This is a genomic window from Pseudonocardia sp. ICBG601 (assembly GCF_020496245.1).
In genome coordinates this window covers 2,094,507-2,110,583 of record NZ_JAHLJA010000148.1, presented here as the reverse complement: position 1 = coordinate 2,110,583, position 16,077 = coordinate 2,094,507, and the positions used below count along the sequence as shown (strand labels likewise).

The window sequence follows — 16,077 nt, the reverse complement described above, 5'->3', positions numbered from 1 at the left end:
TACCGTGCGTCGAACGCTCCCCCTGTTCGCCGGTCTGCTCACCGTGCTGATGGTGCTGGCCGGATGCGGCTCACCGGGACCCGCGCCCGCGCCCGGGACGGCTCCGTCCGGGGACGGCGCGTTCCCGGTGACGATCCCGACCGCGTTCGGCGACGTCACCGTCCCCGAGCAGCCCCGCCGGGTCGTCGCCCTGGGGTGGAGCGACGCCGAGACCGCACTGGCCCTGGGCATCGAGCCGGTCGGGGCCGCGGACTGGCTGGCCGTCGGCGGCGACGGCCTGGGGCCGTGGGTGCAGGCCCGCTACACCACCCCGCCGCAGATCCTCGGCACGCTCGAGGTCGACCTGGAGGCCGTCGCTGCGCTGGACCCGGACCTCGTCCTGGACACCCGGGCGTCCGGCGCCCGCGACCGCCACGACCGGCTGACCCAGCTCGGCGTCCCGGTGGTCGGCATCCCCGCCGGCGCCGAGAACTACAAGACGACCTGGCGCGACCAGCTCCGTATGGTCGGCGCCGCCCTGGGGAAGCCGCAGGAGGCGGCGCGCGCGCAGGCCGACCTGGAGCAGCGCTTCGCCGACGCCCGGGCACAGCACCCGCAGCTGCAGGGCGCCACCGTCGTATCCGGGGCCCGCAACACCCTCGGCGAGTACGCCGCCTACACCGGTGACTCCGGGCGGATCGCGTTCCTGTCCGAGCTCGGCATGGTCAACGCCCCGCAGATCGCCTCGCAGCGCACCGACGGCTTCTCCGTCCCCGTCTCCCGCGAGCGGATGAACCTGCTCGACGCCGACGTCACCGTCATGCAGGCGATCTCGAAGGACACCTCCGAGATCGCGGCCGACCCGCTGTGGCGGGCCGTGCCGTCGGTGGCCGCCGGGCGCGGCGTGCTGCTGTCGGACCGCGACGTGTCCCAGGCCTTCTCCAGTGCCTCGGTCGACGGCTGGCGCTACGCCCTCGACCGCACCGTGGGCCCGCTCGCGGACGCGGCGGCGAAGGCGCGGTGACCGCCCCGGCGACCACCGCCCCCGTCCCGCCCCCGCCGGGCGCACCCGCGACCGTGCGGCGCCGGCGGTGGCCCGCCGCGGCCGGCCTGGCCGCTGCGCTGCTGACCGTGGCCGCGCTGAGCCTGCTGGTCGGGGCCCGGCCGCTCGCGCCCGGGTTCGTGTTCGACGTGCTCACCGGCGCCGTCGACCGGACCTCGCCGGAGGCGCTCGTCGTCACCGAGGTGCGGCTGCCGCGCACGGTGCTGGCGGTCCTCGCCGGGTCCGCGCTCGGCGTGGCCGGGGTGCTCGCGCAGGGCATGACGCGCAACCCGATCGCCGAGCCCGGCATCCTCGGGCTCAACACCGGCGCCGCGCTCGCCGTCGTGCTCGGGATCGCGCTGCTCGGCGTCGACACCCTCACCGGCTACGTCTGGTTCGGCTTCGCCGGGGCGGCGGTGGCGGCCGTCGTCGTCGCAGGGGTGGCCGGGATCGGGCGGCGCGGCAGCGTCTCCCCCGCGACGCTGGCCCTGGCGGGCGCCGCGCTCGCCGCGGGCCTGCAGTCGATCACCACCCTGTTCCTGCTCACCGACCCCCAGGCCTTCGACGACTACCGGTTCTGGCAGGTCGGCTCGGTCGCCGGGCGGGACCTGGGGATCGCCGCGCAGGCCGCGCCGTTCGTCGTCGCCGGGCTCGCACTGGCCCTGACCTGCGGGCCGCGGCTCAACGCGCTGGCGCTCGGCGACGACGTCGCCCGGTCGTTCGGCCGCGCGGTCGGGACCGACCGTGCCGTGTGCGGAGTGGCCCTGGTCGTACTGGCCGGGGCGGCGACCGCCGCCGCCGGACCGATCGCCTTCCTCGGGCTGGCCGTGCCGCACCTGGTGCGCCGCCTCGCCGGGACCGACCACCGGGTGGTGCTGCCGCTGGCGGCGCTCGCCGGGCCCGTCCTGCTGCTGGCCGCGGACGTCCTCGGGCGGATCGTCACCCCGCCCGGCGAGGTCCAGGCCGGGGTGGTGACGGCCGTCGTCGGCGCCCCGCTGTTCGTCGCGCTGGTCCGGCGGCGGAGGTTCCTGCGATGACCGCCGCGACCCTCGGCGACGACCCCACCGCGGTGCTGCGCCGGATCCGGGCCCGGTCCCGGCGCCGGCGCGCGACGGCCGGGCTCGCCGTCGCCGCGGCCGCGCTCGCCGCGTTCGTCGCCTCCCTCTCGGTCGGCGCGCAGGGCCTCGGCCCCGGCGACGTGCTGGCCGCGCTGGCCGGGCTCGGCACGCCGCGCACCGAGCTGGTGGTGCTGCGGCTGCGGATGCCGCGGGCGCTGACCGCGCTGCTGGTCGGCGCCGCGCTCGGCCTGGCCGGGGCGCTGTTCCAGCGGGTGCTGCGCAACACCCTGGCCAGCCCGGACGTGATCGGCGTGGGTGCCGGTGCCGCCGTCGGTGCGGTCACCGCCTCGGTCGTGCTCGGCCTGTCCGTCACCGGGACCTCGGCCGGCGCGGTCGTCGGCGCCGTCGCGGCGGCGCTGCTCATCAGCGTCCTGGCCCGCCGCGACGGCCTCGGCGGCACCCGCTTCGTGCTGGTCGGGGTCGGGATCGGGTCGGCGGCGATGGCCGTCGTCTCCTACCTGATGATCACCGCGTCGCTGACCACGGCGCAGCAGACGCTGGTCTGGCTGACCGGCAGCGTCACCGAGACCGGCTGGTCCACCGCCGTCCCGCTGGCGCTCGCCTGCGTCGTGCTCGTCCCGGCCGCGCTGCTGCTGGCCCGCGCGCTGCCCCGTCTGGAGCTCGGCGACGACACCGCGACCGCGCTCGGGCTGCCCGTCGGCCGGGCCCGGGCCGCGCTGCTGGCGGTGGCCGTCCTGCTGGTCGCCGCCGCGGTCGCCGCGGCCGGGCCGGTCTCGTTCGTCGCGCTGGTCAGCGGGCCGCTCGCCGCCCGGCTCGCCGGGCCCGGGCGGGCGTCGCTGCCGCACGCCGCCGGGGTCGGGGCCGCGCTGGTACTGCTCGCCGACGTCGTCGCCCGCACCCTGATCGCCGAGGTCGCGCTGCCCGCGGGCGTCGTCACCGGCGCGATCGGCGCCCCCTACCTGCTGTGGCTGCTCGCCCGCTCCCGGACCGGAGGAACCCCGTGACCACGCCCGCCACCGCCCCCGCCGGGCCCGCGCTGGACGCCGACGACCTGGTCCTGCGCTACGACGAGCGCGTCGTCGTCGACGGTCTGACCGTGCACGTCCCGCCCGGCCGGATCACCGTGATCGTCGGCCCGAACGCCTGCGGCAAGTCCACCCTGCTGCGCGGGCTGGGCCGCATCGTCGCCCCGGCCGCCGGGACCGTGCGCCTCGACGGCACCGACCTCCGGACGCTGCCCGGCCGCGAGCTGGCCCGGCGGCTCGGGCTGCTGCCCCAGTCCCCGACCGCCCCGGACGGCATCACCGTCGCCGACCTGGTGGAACGCGGCCGGTCGCCGCACCAGGGCTGGTTCGGCGGCCGCGGCGACGCCGACGACGCCGCCGTCGCCGACGCGATGCGCGCGACCGGGGTGCTGGAGCTGGCCGACCGCCCGGTCGACGAGCTGTCCGGCGGTCAGCGCCAGCGAGTGTGGATCGCGATGGTGCTGGCCCAGGACACCGGGGCGCTGCTGCTCGACGAGCCGACCACGTTCCTGGACCTGCCGCACGCGGTCGAGGTGCTGGACCTGCTCGTCGACCGGAACCGGGAGCGGGGCAGCACGGTCGTCGTCGTCCTGCACGACCTGAACCTTGCCTGCCGCTACGCCGACCACCTGATCGCGATGGCCGACGGCGCGATCGTCGCGGAGGGCCCGCCCGCGACGACGATGACCGCCGACCTGGTGCGCCGGGTGTTCGGGATGGAGTCGCGGGTGGTGCCCGACCCGGTCGCGGGCACCCCGATGGTCGTCCCGGCCGGCCGGCACCACCCGCTCGCCGCACCGGGCACCGGCGCGGCCGACGGTTCCGGGATCCGGACCGAGGAGGAGCTGCGCGCCGTCGTCGCGGAGCCGCACCCGCTGGTCGCGGGCAAGTCCACCGACCGGGTCGACGAGGTCGCCGCCCGGTTCGTCGCCGCGTCGCCTCTGGTCTTCCTCGGCACCACCGCCCCCGACGGCACCGTGACGGTGACCCCGCGCGGCGACGCACCCGGTTCCGTGCGGGTCCTCGACGGCGGTCGCCGCCTCGCCGTCCCGGAACGGCCGGGCAACCGCCGTGTCGACAGCATGCGCAACCTGCTCGCCCGCGACGGCGTCGGCCTGACGTTCTGCGTGCCGCGCTCGGCCCACGTGCTGCGCGTGCACGGCCGGGCCCGGGTCACCCGGGACCCCGAGGTGCTGGCGCTGTGGGGGCCGTCAGACGCCGACGCCCAGGGCCCGGCGGCCCACCGGCCACCGCCGTTGGCGCTGCTGGTCGACGTGCACGACGCCTACGTGCACTGCGGCCGTGCGCTGACCGCGGCCGGGCTGTGGGATCCGGACAGCTGGGGCGACGGCCACGACACCCCCGGCCTGAAGGAGCTCGCCGACGCGTCCCGCGCCGACCGGGCGGCCCGGGGCTGACCCGGGGCCGCCCTGCGGCTCAGGCCGTCGCGAACGCCCCGAGCACGTGGTCCGGCCGGATCCCGTCGAAGTGGGTGCGCCAGATCCCGTGGTAGAGGACCTCCTCCTCGCTGCGCAGCGGCCAGGAGTCGGACGGGTGCTCGGGCACCCCGTCGGTCACCCCGGCGTCGGCCGCGGCGGCGGCCTTGCGGGCGGCCAGCTCGGCGAGCACGGTGCCGGCACCGGAGCCGTCGCCGAACTGCTCCTTGCCGCGCCACAGCAGGTCCTCGGGCAGCCAGCCCTCGAACGCCTCGCGCAGGATCGCCTTCTCGGGGCGGCCGTCCGGGCACTGCTTCCACTCCGGCGGCAGCGCCAGCGCGGCCCGGACCAGGCCGGAGTCGAGGAACGGCTCGCGGGCCTCCAGCCCGAAGTACATGGTGGTGCGGTCGCAGCGCTGCAGGTTGAGGTGGTGCAGCTGCTCCAGCGAGCGGACCAGCTCGGCCTGCAGGGTGTCCGGGTCGGCGTACTCGGGGCCGTGGATGTAGGAGTAGCCGGCGAACAGCTCGTCGGCGCCCTCCCCGGTGAGCACGACCTTGACCTTCTTCGCCGCCTCGCGGGCGAGGATCAGGTTGGGCACCGCGCTGCGGACCAGGGCCGGGTCGTAGTGCTCGATCACCTCGACGGCGTGGTCGAGGGCCTCGGCGATGTCCTCGGGGGTCACCAGGATCTCGTGGTGGTCCGACCCGATGTGCGCGGCGACCTTGCGGGCCGCGATCAGGTCACCGGACTCCGCGGTCCCGACGGCGAAGGTGGGCAGCTGCTCGCCGCGGGCCCGGGCCTCCTGCGCGGCGATGGCCGCGACCAGCGCCGAGTCCAGGCCACCGGACAGGAACACGCCGACACCGACGTCGGACATCATCCGGCGGCGGACCGCGGACACCACGGCCTCGCGCACCCGGGACAGGTCCGCGTCGTCCCAGCCGGGGCGGATCGCGCGACGCGCCGGGCGGACCTCGACCGGCACGGCGTCGGCGAACCGCACCAGCCCCGACGACGGGCTCCACAGACAGCCGGGCGGGAACGAACGCACGTACGGGCGGTCCTCGGGGTCGAACGCGCGGAGCTCGCTGGCGAACAGCACCGTCTCCGAGGGGTCCGGCGCGGTGTACGGGACGTCGTCGCCACCGGTCTCGGTCGGCGGCACCCAGTACAGCGGCTTCACGCCGAACGGGTCCCGGGCGACGAGCCCGGCGCCGTCGGTGCGCCCCATGGCGACGGCGAACATGCCGTTGAGGGAGGCGACCGCGGCCTGGCCGTCCCACATCACCGCGTGCAGCGCGGCCTCGGTGTCGGACTTGGTGCGCACCGTGCCGTCCGGGAACGCCTTGGCGATGCGCTCGTGGTTGTAGATCTCGCCGTTGCCGACGATCCACGCGGTGCGGGCGGCGTCGGACATCGGCTGGTGCCCGCCGCTGACGTCCATGATCGACAGGCGCTGGTGGCCGAGCCAGGTGTTCCCGACGACCTGCACGCCGGTGTCGTCGGGCCCGCGGTGCGCCACCCGGGCGAGCATCCGCTCGTACTTCTCGGGGTCGGCGGGCTCACCGCCCGGCCACGCCGTGGGTCCACCGAACGCAGCCACGATCCCGCACATGGCTCCATCGTCGCACGGTCGTGCGAACCCGCATCCCGGCTTCCGCTCCCCCACCGTGTGAGTTCGGACTCTGAAAGGCGTTTCCGGAGCGATCCGAATTGCCCCGGCGGCCGTGGGTTCGTACGGTCGGAGACCGGCCAGGACGGCCGCCGTCCACCGCCGACACCAGGACTCAGGGTCCGGAGGCGGGGACCGACACCGGCCATCGAGCAGGTGCGCGGTGACGCCGCGCCAGGACCGACCGACAAGGGGCGGACTCAGGTGAGCACGGCAGAGCACGACGAGCGGCAGGGCCGGCACAAGGTCGTGATCGTCGGCGGAGGGTTCGGCGGTGTGCAGGCCGCCAAGGCGCTCAAGGGCGCCGATGTCGACGTGACGATCGTCGACCGCACGAACCACCACCTCTTCCAGCCGCTGCTCTACCAGGTGGCGACGGGCATCCTGTCCCCCGGCCTGATCGCCCCGGCCCTGCGCCGAGTGCTGAAGAAGCAGAGCAACGTACGCACCCTGCTCGCCGAGGTCGGCGACATCGACCTCGAGGCCAAGGTCGTCCACGCGGCCGCGCCGGACGGGCAGCGGATCGTGCTGCCCTACGACACCCTCGTCGTCGCCGCGGGCGCCACGCACGCCTACTTCGGGCACCCGGAGTGGGCCGAGCACGCGCCCGGCATGAAGTCGATCGAGGACGCCCGGCTGCTGCGCTCGCGCATCCTGGGTGCCTACGAGCTCGCCGAGGTCGCGACGACCGAGGAGGAGAAGCAGGCGTGGATGACCTTCGTGGTCGTCGGCGCCGGCCCCACCGGCGTCGAGCTCGCCGGTCAGCTCGCCGAGCTGGCGCAGTACGTGCTGCCGCGTGAGTACCGGTCGATCGACACCCGCTCCGCGAAGATCATCCTGCTCGACGCGGCGCCGGCGGTGCTCCCGCCGTTCGCGAAGAAGCTGCAGAACTACACACGCAAGACGCTGGAGAAGAAGGGCGTCGAGGTCCGCCTGAACACCATGGCGACCGGGATGGACGCCGACTCCATCACGGTGAAGGGCCCGAACGGCGAGGAGCGCATCACCGCCCGCACCAAGGTGTGGGCCGCGGGCGTCCAGGCGTCGCCGCTGGGTGAGCTGCTGGCGAAGGCCTCCGGCGGTGAGGTGGACCGCGCGGGGCGTCTGACCGTCGACCCGGACTGCAGCCTGCCGGACCGCCGCGACGTGTTCGCGATCGGCGACATGGTCTCCACCATCGACCGGCTGCCCGGCGTCGCGCAGGTCGCGATGCAGCAGGGCACCTACGTCGGCAAGCTGATCAAGGCGCGGGCGAAGGGCGACGACACCACCCCGGCCCCGTTCAAGTACTTCGACAAGGGCTCGATGGCCACCATCGGCGCCCGCGAGGCCGTCGCCGACGTCCGCGGCATCAAGCTCACCGGCTGGCTCGGGTACTTCATCTGGTGCTACGTGCACGTGATGTTCCTGATCGGCTGGGGCAACCGCTTCGGCACGCTCTACAACTGGCTGCGGTCGCTGCGCTACGCCCGCTTCCGCGGGCACCGGCTGATCAGCGTCACCGCCTCCTACGACAAGGCGGTCGACCCGGAGAAGCCGCTGGGCGAGAAGACCGACGAGCGCGCCGAGCTGGACCCGCGGGTCTCGCCCGGCACGCCGCCCGCGCCCGAGGAGCGACCGGCCGCCACGGCCTGAGCCGGCCACGCACCACGACCGACGCCCGGGGGCATGTGCCCCCGGGCGTCGTCGCGTGCGCGGGTGGGCCGGGGCGTGGCACCGTGATCGGGTGACCCCGGCGATGCAGGTCCTGATGCGCGACATCGCACGGCTCTGGGACACCGCGGCCGACGCGCTCTACGACGCGGGCGACCCCGGTCCGGCGACGGCGGCGCTGGCCACCGATGTGAGCTGGACCGAGCTGCCGACCGGCGCCGGGGGCCACGGCCGGGACGCGGTCGCCGCGCACCTGGCCGCCGTCGCCGCGGCCCGGCCGTCCGGGCTGACCCGGACCCGGGTGTCGCGCACCGTCGACGTCCGCCGGGTGGTCGACGAGGTCCGCGTCGGCTTCACCCACGACCGGGAGCTGCCGTGGCTGCTGCCCGGGATCGCCCCCACCGGGCGCGCGGCGGAGGTGCTGGCGGTGCAGCTGGTGCGGGTGCGGCAGGGCCGGATCGACGAGGTCCGGACCCTCTGGGACGTCGCGGGACTGCGCTCCGTGCTCGACGGGTGAGCCCATCGTCACCGCTTTCGCGTTTTCATGCCGCTGACCTGCGGCAACAGTCCCGACCCCGCGTCGTGCGACGGGCGGTCGCCCGGGTGCGGTGAGCAGCGCCACGGACGGCCCCGAACAGGGCCGACACGCCCTGAAGAGGGGGTTCCCGCAGGTCGTGGCGATGTCTCTGCCAGTCTGTACCGCGATCGGAGATGGCAGTCCACCCCGGTGAGCGGGGTGCGTGAACCGAGAGGAGTTGTCAGCGATGGCTCTGCCCACCCTGACCCCGGAGCAGCGCGCCGAGGCGCTCAAGAAGGCGGCTGCGGCCCGTACCGCCCGCAAGGAGCTCCGCGACAAGATCGCCAGCGGCGAGGAGACCATCCCCGCGGTGCTGGGTCGCGCGAAGACCGACCAGATCGTCGGGAAGACCAAGGTCGCGGACCTGCTCAAGAGCGTCCCGGGCTGGGGCCCGGCGAAGGTCTCCAAGGTGATGGAGGAGGCCGGCATCGACGTGTCGCGCCGTGCCGCCGGCCTCGGCGACCGTCAGCGCGCCGCGCTGATCGAGAAGGTCGGCTGACCTTCCCCCAGCGCCTCGCGACGGCCCGGTACGCACACTGTGCGGACCGGGCCGTCGCGCGTTCTGCGGGTCAGGCCCCGATGAGGCCGTGGCCGGCGAGGAACTGCTGGGCGACCGACGTGGCGCTGCGGCCCTCCAGGTCGACCAGCCCGTTGAGCTCGATCATCACCTCGACGGTGAGCAGCTCGCCCAGCGTCGCGGCCAGCGTCCGCAGCGACGGGTACCGGTCCACGGTCTCCGCCCGGCAGGTCAGCGCGGCCAGCTGGGTGGTGAAGAAGTTCCGGTCGTCGGCCAGCACGACGAGGTCGAGCGAGCGGATCCGCGCGTCGGTCGTGAACACCTCCGCGAGGTCGCACGGGCTGGACCGGGCGACGTTGACGAAGTTCAGCGCGAAGTCGTTCTGGTAGGTCTGCGCGGCCGGGAACGTGATGCCGTAGGCGGCCTGCATGTCGGCGAACTCGCGGTCGAGGAACTCCGCGGCCCCGCAGAACGTCGCCCGGGACTCGTCGGCGGCGAAGTAGGGCCCCAGGTCGGACAGCGTCCGGACCTCACCGAGCGGGCCGTCGGCGTCGCCGCGGCGGGCGACGGCGTACTGGTTGCCGAAGCGGGCGGGCCCGAGCCAGGCGACGTCGTTGCGCTCGAGGTCCTGGGCGGCGACGGCGTCGTAGAGCGCCCGCTCACCGGGGATGGTCGTGTCGTTGCCCAGGAACAGCGTCCAGCCGGTGCCGGCGTACTCCCAGTAGACGTCGACGTCGCCCTGTTCCAGGGCCGCACGGACGATCGTGGAGCCGGACAGGCCGGTCCGGTCGACGGTGCGGGCCCCGCAGGCCTGCAGCGCGAGCAGGGTGATCGCGCCGAGCACCCGCTGCTCGGTGAACTCCTTCGAGCCGACGGCCAGCTTGGCGCCGGACAGGTCGACGTCGCGGGCCAGGGACCCGCCGCGCAGCTGCTGTGGCGACGGGCCGGCGACGGCGGCCGCGGCGCCGCAGCCCGAGACGAGCGCCGCGACCCCGGCGAGCAGGCCGGGCAGCGCGCGGCGCGGGAAACGGGTGGTCATCTCAGAGCCCCTTCGGGTGCAGGACGTCCTCGGCGAGGCCCGCCAGCCAGTCGATCAGCAGCGCGAGCGCCGCGACCAGCACGCTGCCGGTGACCAGGACGAGGGTGCGGTTGGACGCCAGACCGTTGGAGATGATGTCGCCCAGCCCGCCGGCGCCGATGAACGTCGCGAGCGCGACGGTGCCGGTGGTGATCGTCAGCGTGGTCCGGACGCCGGCCAGGATCACCGGCACCGCCAGCGGCAGCTCGACGGAGAACAGCACGCCGCGCCGGGTCATCCCCATCCCGCGGGCGGCCTCGATCACCGAGCGGTCGACCTGCTCCAGCCCGGCGATGGTGTTCCGGACGATCGGCAGGATCCCGTGGAGCACGAAGGCGAGCACCGCGATCACGGTGACCGGCAGGGTCAGGAACGCCACCGCGAACAGCACGATGAGACCGATCGACGGGATCGCCTGGCTGATGTTGGCCACGGTCAGCACCGGCCCGGCGAAGCGGCGGGTGGCCTCCCGGGTCAGCAGCACGCCCAGCGGCACCGCGATCACCAGCACCAGCACCGACACGACGGCGGTCAGCCAGACGTGCTGCCAGGTGCGGCTCGCGATGTAGGCGGCGTCGAGACTGCGGGCCTCGATCGAGTCGAGCTCGCGGGAGGACACGACCAGGAACAGCGTCGTCAGCGCGACGACGACCACGAGCGGCCGGGCGAGCAGCGCCGCCCACCGCCGGGCCGGGCGGGCGGTCCCGTCCGGCCGCGGCCCGGTCGTCGCGCCCGGGCGGGCGGCGGTGACGGTCATCGGGCGACGCTCCGGGTGTCCTGGCCGGCCGGGGCCGCGCCCGCGGGCCGGTGCACGGTCGCGAGGATCGTGTCGAGGTCGAGCACGCCGCGGTGCACGCCGTCGCCGTCGACGACGGCCACGGCGTTCGCGTTGCCGGCGAGCATCGCGTCGAGCGCGGTGTGCAGGGTGTCGTCCGGGCCGATCCGGGTGACGACGGGCAGCCCGTGGTCGAGCACGTCACCCGAGGCGTCGCGGGGCAGCCAGCCCAGGGGGCGGCGGTCGTCGTCGAGGAGCAGCACGAACTCGTGCTCCCCCGCGTGCAGTGCGGCGAGACGCTCCTCGCGGGTCGTGCCGCGCCCGACCGTCGGCCGGACGGGCACGTCGACCTCGCCGACCCGGGTCAGGGTGAGCCGCTTGATCGTGGCACCCGCCCCGACGAAGTCGGCGACGAACTCGCTCGCGGGCTCGGTCAGCAGCTTCTCGGGGGTGTCGAACTGCTCCACCCCGGAGCCCGCGTCGAACACCGCGATCCGGTCGCCCATCTTCACGGCCTCGTCGATGTCGTGGGTGACGAACACGATCGTCGTGCCGAGCTCGGCCTGGATGCGCAGCAGCTCGTTCTGCAGGGTCTCGCGGGTCAGCGGGTCGATCGCGCCGAACGGCTCGTCCATCAGCATCACCTCGGGGCCCGCCCCGAGTGCGCGGGCCACGCCGACGCGCTGCTGCTGGCCACCGGAGAGCTGCTTGGGGAAGCGGCCGCGGAACTCGTCCGGGTCGAGCCCGACCAGGGTGAGCAGCTCGTCGACGCGCTCGGCGGTGCGGCGGCGGTCCCAGCCGAGCATCTTCGGCACGGTCGCGACGTTCTCGGCGACGGTGCGGTGCGGGAACAGCCCGGTCTGCTGGATGGCGTAGCCGATCCGGCGGCGCAGCTGGTCCGGGTCGACGGAGGTGACGTCGTCGCCGTCGAGCAGGATCCGGCCCGAGGTCGGCTCGATCAGCCGGTTGATGAGCTTCATCGTGGTCGTCTTGCCGCAGCCCGACGGGCCGAGGAACACGACGAGCTCGCCGCGCGGCACCTCCAGGTCCAGGCGGTCGACGGCGGGCCGCTCCTGCCCCGGGTAGCGCTTGGTGAGCTGTTCCAGCCGGATCATCGGCTCAGGCACGGATCCCCCTCGAGGTGGTCAGGCGGGTGAGCAGGGCGATCGCGGCGTCGAACAGGACCGCCAGCACGACGATCCCGGCGATGCCCTGCACGGTCAGGTAGATCGCGAACGGGGTGCCCGCGCTGGACAGGCCGGACAGGATCAGGTTGCCCAGCCCCGGCCCGTTGACGGCCGCGGAGATCGCGGCGATGCCCAGCAGCAGCTGCGCGGCGACCCGGACCCCGGCGAGCACCACCGGCCAGGCCAGCGGCAGCTCGATGCCCAGCAGCAGCCGGGTGCGGTCCATCCCGACGCCGCGGGCGGACTCGGTGACCGCCGGGTCGACCGCGCGGAGCCCGACGATCGCGTTGCGGACCACCGGCAGCAGGCCGTAGAGCATCAGCGCGACGACCGCGGGGCCCCACCCGAGCCCGAGCAGCGGGATCAGCAGCCCGAACAGCGCGTAGGACGGCACCGTCATGATCAGCGACGACCCGTTGACGGCGGCGGCCCGGCCGAGGTCGGTCCGGTAGGTGGCGACGGCGAGCGGCACGCCCACCACCACCGCGAGTGCCAGCCCCACCACGACGAGCGCGGCGTGCTCGAGGGTGTACCCGAGCACCTCGCCCCAGTTCGTGGAGAGATACTCCCAGAAGCCCATGACCGGCATTCTCTACGCACACCGGACCAACCCCCCACCCGGTCGGCGGAGGCGGACCGTCACCGGTCTGGCAGCCTGCGCATGTGGAGATCGCCGGCACCGTACGCGAGGTCGAGACCGAGCCGGGCGTGACCCTCTGGGTGCAGGACCTGCCCGCACACCGGCCGACTCCGGCGGCGCCGGTGCTGCTGGTGAACGGGGCGGGCTCGGCGGGGTACGGCTGGCCGGACGCGCTGGTCGAGGTGCTGCGCGAGCGGCACCGGGTGGTCCGCTACGACCATCGCGACACCGGCCGCTCGACCCACACGTTCGAGGACCGGCCCTACGCCGTCGCCGACCTGGCGACCGACGCGCTCGCGGTGCTCGACGGCTGCGGGATCGACCGGGCGCACCTGGTCGGGATGTCGCTGGGCGGGACGCTGGTCCAGCTGCTCGCGCTCGACGCGCCGCACCGCATGGTCAGCGCGACGCTGCTGTGCACCGCAGCGCTCGACACCGGCGACGCCGACCTGCCCGGCCCGACCCGGGACGTGCAGCGGATGTGGCAGGAGCTGGGCGACCCGCGCGACGAGGCCGGGGAGCTGGCCTGGCGGGTCGAGTACTGGCGACGCGTCTCCGGCGGGGTGCTGCCGTTCGACACCGCGGAGTTCGCCGCGCGCGAGCGGCGGATCATGGACCACACCGGGCGGGTCGAGCCGTGCACCGCGCACGCCCAGGCCGACCTCGACGGGCTGGACCGCGGCGCCGAGCTGGGCTCGGTCACGGTGCCGACGCTCGTCGTCGAGGCGCCGGAGGACCCGGTGCACCCGCCGCCGCACGCGGACCACCTGGCGGCGCGGATCGGGGCGGCCGCGCAGCTCGTCACGGTGGACGGGATGGGGCACGCCCTGCCGGACCTGCTGTGCGAGCCGATCGCGGCGGTGCTGCTGGAGCACGCCGCCGAGGCCGAGGAGGCAGAGGCCGACCCGGTGGCACCGCAGGCGGAGGCGGACCCGGCGGCTCCGCGGGCGGAGGCCGATCCGGCGGCTCCGCGGGCGGAGGCGCTGCGGGGCGCCGGTCAGCCGACCCAGCGGTAGCGGCGCTCCGGGCGGCCGGTGCCGCCGTAGCGCAGCCGTACGGTGACCTGCCCGGTCGACACGAAGTGCTCCAGGTAGCGGCGTGCGCTGACCCGGGACAGCCGGGTGGCCTCGGCGCACTCGGTCGCCGACAGGTCCGCCTCCGCGTCGGTCCCCGAGTGCTCGCGCAGGGTGCCCGCGACGAGCTCCGCGGTCGGGGTGGTCAGCCCCTTCGGCATCCGTTCGGGGCCGCCGGGGGTGCGGGCCGGGGCGGCACCGGTGCCGCCGAAGAGCCGGTCGATGTCGGACTGGTCGCGGACCCGGTCCAGGTCGCGCCGGATCCGCGTCGCCCGGTGCACCTGGGCGGCGAGCGCGGCGGAGTCGAACGGCTTGACCAGGTAGTGCAGCGCACCGCCGTGCAGGGCGGCGGCGACCGTGTCGGAGTCGTCGGCGGCGGTCACGACCAGCACGAACGGGTCGTCGGCGGCGCCGGTGCGCAGCCGCGTCAGCACCTCCAGGCCGGACATGTCGGGGAGGTAGACGTCGAGCAGCACCAGCTCCGGGCGGAGCCGGGCGGCGGCGTCGAGGGCGTCGGCGCCGTTGTGCGCGACGCCGACCACGGTGCAGCCCTCGATCCGCTCCACGTAGCCGGAGTGGACCTTCGCGACCATGAAGTCGTCGTCGACGACCAGGACCCTCACACCCGCACCCCCGTCGGCGCCACCGGCAGCACCGCCTCGAACACCGCACCGACCCGGCCCGCCGGTGCCGGCCGCACCGCGATGGTGCCACCCCGGCGCAGGCACGCCTGCCGGGCCAGGGCCAGGCCGAGCCCGCGGCCGCCGATCTCGGCGGCCTTGGTCGAGTAGCCGGCCCGGAACACCTCCTCGGCCAGCTCGGAGGCGATCCCGGGGCCGGAGTCGCGGACCTCGACCCAGACCTCGTCGCCGTCGGTGTCGCCGCCGCCGGCGAGCCCGATCTCGATCCGGCGCGGGCCGTCCCGCCCGGCGGTCGCGTCGATCGCGTTGTCGATCAGGTTGCCGAGCACGGTCACGAGGTCGGCGGACAGGTCCGGGTCGTGGTCGGGGTCGGTCGGGTCGAGCCGGGACTCCGGGTCCAGGGCCAGCTCGACGCCGCGCTCGGCGGCCTGGCTGTTCTTCGCGACGAGCAGCGCGGCCGTCGCCGGGTCGCCGACGCTGGCGGTGACCTCGCGGCGCCACCCCTCCGAGGCGGCGACGATCCCGGCGACGAACCGGCGCACCTCGTCGTGCTCGCCGAGCTCGGTGAGCCCGGCGATGGTGTGCAGCCGGTTGGAGAACTCGTGGGCCTGGGCGCGCAGGGTGTCGGTGACGGTGTGCGAGGCGTCGAGCCGGTGCTGCAGGGTGGTGAGCTCGGTGCGGTCCCGCAGGGTGACCACGGCGCCCACGTCGCGGCCGTCGACGCGGACCGGGCGGCGGTTGAGCACCAGGGCCCGGGTGTCGCGCAGCACGAGCTGGTCCTCGCCGTCGGCGGCACCGGTGAGGACCTCGCGGAGCCGGTCGTCGAGGCCGAGGTCGGCGACGGCGTCGCCCTCGCGGGCGCCGGGCAGCTCCAGGAGCTCGCGGGCGACCGGGTTGAGCAGGGTGATCCGGTCCGCGGTGTCCAGCCCGACCACGCCCTCCTTGATCCCGAGCAGCATCGCCTCGCGGCGCTGCACCAGCTCGACGATCTCGTCGGGCTCCAGGCCGAGGGTCTGGCGGCGGACCCGCCGCGCGAGCAGCAGCGACCCGAGGACGCCGACGCCGAGCGCCAGCCCCAGGAGCGCGCCGGTCTCCGCGCGGGCCCCGGCGAGGGACTCCCACAGCGACGGCGCGCGGATCCCGGCCGACACCAGCCCGGCGACGGCGCCGCGGTCGTCGATCACCGGCACCTGGGCGACGACGGTGCGCCCGTCGGGGTTACCGACCCAGGCCCGGCCCTGCGGCGCGGTGCTGGCGCCGGGGTCGAAGCGCTGCCGGACCCGGGACGGGTCCGGTGAGGTGCGCACGACCATCCCGGCGTCGACGATCTCGATCTCGTCGGCCCCGGACAGGTTCTCCGCGCTGCGGGCGAACGACGGCAGCAGGTCGTAGCGCCGGGTCTGCAACGCCTCGCGGACGGTCGGCACGGACGCGACGTCCTCGGCGACCGACAGCATCCGGCGCCCCTGGGTCTCGCGGAACGACTCCGAGGACTGCACGGCGGCCAGCGCCGCGACCGCGGCGAGCAGCACGACCACGACCACCAGCTGCCAGACGAGGAACTGGCGGGCCAGCGGTCCACCCGTACCCCCGGCGCGCCGTCGCATGCGCCCAGCGTAGGACGCGCGGCGACGGCGGCGGCCACGCGAGGCGGTGGGACCACGACGCGTCGCGCGGCTCACCCTCGGTGGACCGGCCCGGCC

General features: G+C 75.3%; 15 protein-coding genes. 8 read left to right on the top strand and 7 right to left on the bottom strand.

Annotation, left to right across the window (positions count from 1 at the left end; translation table 11 throughout):
* Positions 1–4 precede the first annotated feature (4 nt).
* From KPL57_RS39475 to KPL57_RS70660, 4 genes are read left to right on the top strand one after another with little or no spacing between them, the layout of a single operon-like run.
* Positions 5–1,003, top strand: coding sequence for an ABC transporter substrate-binding protein (locus KPL57_RS39475; protein ID WP_226355583.1), 999 nt, complete (start codon positions 5–7; stop codon positions 1,001–1,003).
* Positions 1,000–2,058, top strand: coding sequence for an iron ABC transporter permease (locus KPL57_RS39470; protein ID WP_226355582.1), 1,059 nt, complete (start codon positions 1,000–1,002; stop codon positions 2,056–2,058). Before KPL57_RS39475 ends, KPL57_RS39470 begins: the two co-directional genes overlap by 4 nt.
* Positions 2,055–3,104: an iron chelate uptake ABC transporter family permease subunit gene (locus KPL57_RS39465; protein WP_226355581.1), complete on the top strand. Its 1,050-nt coding sequence runs from the start codon at positions 2,055–2,057 to the stop codon at positions 3,102–3,104. The genes KPL57_RS39470 and KPL57_RS39465 overlap by 4 nt, the downstream gene beginning before the upstream one ends.
* Positions 3,101–4,543 (top strand): ATP-binding cassette domain-containing protein, encoded by a 1,443-nt coding sequence (locus KPL57_RS70660; protein WP_308253081.1) that lies wholly within the window; start codon positions 3,101–3,103, stop codon positions 4,541–4,543. The genes KPL57_RS39465 and KPL57_RS70660 overlap by 4 nt, the downstream gene beginning before the upstream one ends.
* A 19-nt stretch (positions 4,544–4,562) precedes the next feature.
* On the opposite strand, the gene asnB is transcribed toward KPL57_RS70660, so the two are convergent.
* Positions 4,563–6,176, bottom strand: a complete 1,614-nt coding sequence (gene asnB, locus KPL57_RS39450) for an asparagine synthase (glutamine-hydrolyzing) (protein ID WP_226355580.1) — start codon at positions 6,174–6,176, stop codon at positions 4,563–4,565.
* Positions 6,177–6,437: 261 nt separating this feature from the next.
* Between asnB and KPL57_RS39445 the strand changes: the two genes are divergently transcribed.
* The 3 genes from KPL57_RS39445 to mihF all read left to right on the top strand — a co-directional run bounded on the left by KPL57_RS39445 (position 6,438) and on the right by mihF (position 8,962).
* On the top strand, positions 6,438–7,868 hold the full coding sequence (locus tag KPL57_RS39445) for an NAD(P)/FAD-dependent oxidoreductase (protein ID WP_226355579.1): 1,431 nt from the start codon (positions 6,438–6,440) through the stop codon (positions 7,866–7,868).
* Positions 7,869–7,959: 91 nt separating this feature from the next.
* A complete protein-coding gene (locus KPL57_RS39440; RefSeq protein ID WP_226355578.1) occupies positions 7,960–8,403 on the top strand; it encodes an ester cyclase in 444 nt (147 codons plus the stop codon).
* Positions 8,404–8,650: 247 nt separating this feature from the next.
* Positions 8,651–8,962 carry an integration host factor, actinobacterial type gene (gene mihF, locus KPL57_RS39435; RefSeq protein WP_020621796.1) on the top strand — a complete coding sequence of 104 codons (312 nt, stop codon included), beginning with the start codon at positions 8,651–8,653 and terminating at the stop codon, positions 8,960–8,962.
* Positions 8,963–9,032: 70 nt separating this feature from the next.
* Here the strand turns inward: mihF and KPL57_RS39430 are convergent, their stop codons facing one another.
* From KPL57_RS39430 to KPL57_RS39415, 4 genes are read right to left on the bottom strand one after another with little or no spacing between them, the layout of a single operon-like run.
* Entirely contained in the window at positions 9,033–10,019 is a 987-nt protein-coding gene (locus KPL57_RS39430; protein ID WP_226355577.1) for a glycine betaine ABC transporter substrate-binding protein, read from the bottom strand.
* 1 nt (position 10,020) lies between these two features.
* Positions 10,021–10,815: an ABC transporter permease gene (locus KPL57_RS39425; RefSeq protein ID WP_226355576.1), complete on the bottom strand. Its 795-nt coding sequence runs from the start codon at positions 10,813–10,815 to the stop codon at positions 10,021–10,023.
* Complete coding sequence (locus KPL57_RS39420) at positions 10,812–11,948, bottom strand: ABC transporter ATP-binding protein (protein ID WP_226356664.1); 1,137 nt, start codon at positions 11,946–11,948, stop codon at positions 10,812–10,814. Before KPL57_RS39420 ends, KPL57_RS39425 begins: the two co-directional genes overlap by 4 nt.
* Positions 11,949–11,952: 4 nt before the next feature.
* Entirely contained in the window at positions 11,953–12,600 is a 648-nt protein-coding gene (locus tag KPL57_RS39415; protein WP_226355575.1) for an ABC transporter permease, read from the bottom strand.
* Between the two features lie 83 nt (positions 12,601–12,683).
* Here KPL57_RS39415 and KPL57_RS39410 point away from each other — a divergent pair, with 83 nt between their 5' ends.
* A complete protein-coding gene (locus KPL57_RS39410; RefSeq protein ID WP_226355574.1) occupies positions 12,684–13,676 on the top strand; it encodes an alpha/beta fold hydrolase in 993 nt (330 codons plus the stop codon).
* Here the strand turns inward: KPL57_RS39410 and KPL57_RS39405 are convergent.
* Together KPL57_RS39405 and KPL57_RS39400 are read right to left on the bottom strand one after the other, a co-directional pair.
* On the bottom strand, positions 13,658–14,356 hold the full coding sequence (locus KPL57_RS39405) for a response regulator (protein ID WP_226355573.1): 699 nt from the start codon (positions 14,354–14,356) through the stop codon (positions 13,658–13,660). The two genes, KPL57_RS39410 and KPL57_RS39405, sit on opposite strands and share 19 nt — an antisense overlap.
* Positions 14,353–15,981: a sensor histidine kinase gene (locus tag KPL57_RS39400; RefSeq protein WP_226355572.1), complete on the bottom strand. Its 1,629-nt coding sequence runs from the start codon at positions 15,979–15,981 to the stop codon at positions 14,353–14,355. Before KPL57_RS39400 ends, KPL57_RS39405 begins: the two co-directional genes overlap by 4 nt.
* Positions 15,982–16,077 lie beyond the last annotated feature (96 nt).

Bases quoted from the DNA above. Each gene is read 5' to 3' on its own strand.
- KPL57_RS39420 (WP_226356664.1), bottom strand. From the start codon at position 11,948: ATGATCCGGCTGGAACAGCTCACCAAGCGCTACCCGGGGCAGGAGCGG.
- KPL57_RS39465 (WP_226355581.1), top strand. From the start codon at position 2,055: ATGACCGCCGCGACCCTCGGCGACGACCCCACCGCGGTGCTGCGCCGG.
- asnB (WP_226355580.1), bottom strand. From the start codon at position 6,176: ATGTGCGGGATCGTGGCTGCGTTCGGTGGACCCACGGCGTGGCCGGGC.
- KPL57_RS39425 (WP_226355576.1), bottom strand. From the start codon at position 10,815: ATGACCGTCACCGCCGCCCGCCCGGGCGCGACGACCGGGCCGCGGCCG.
- KPL57_RS39400 (WP_226355572.1), bottom strand. From the start codon at position 15,981: ATGCGACGGCGCGCCGGGGGTACGGGTGGACCGCTGGCCCGCCAGTTC.
- KPL57_RS39430 (WP_226355577.1), bottom strand. From the start codon at position 10,019: ATGACCACCCGTTTCCCGCGCCGCGCGCTGCCCGGCCTGCTCGCCGGG.
- mihF (WP_020621796.1), top strand. From the start codon at position 8,651: ATGGCTCTGCCCACCCTGACCCCGGAGCAGCGCGCCGAGGCGCTCAAG.
- KPL57_RS39415 (WP_226355575.1), bottom strand. From the start codon at position 12,600: ATGGGCTTCTGGGAGTATCTCTCCACGAACTGGGGCGAGGTGCTCGGG.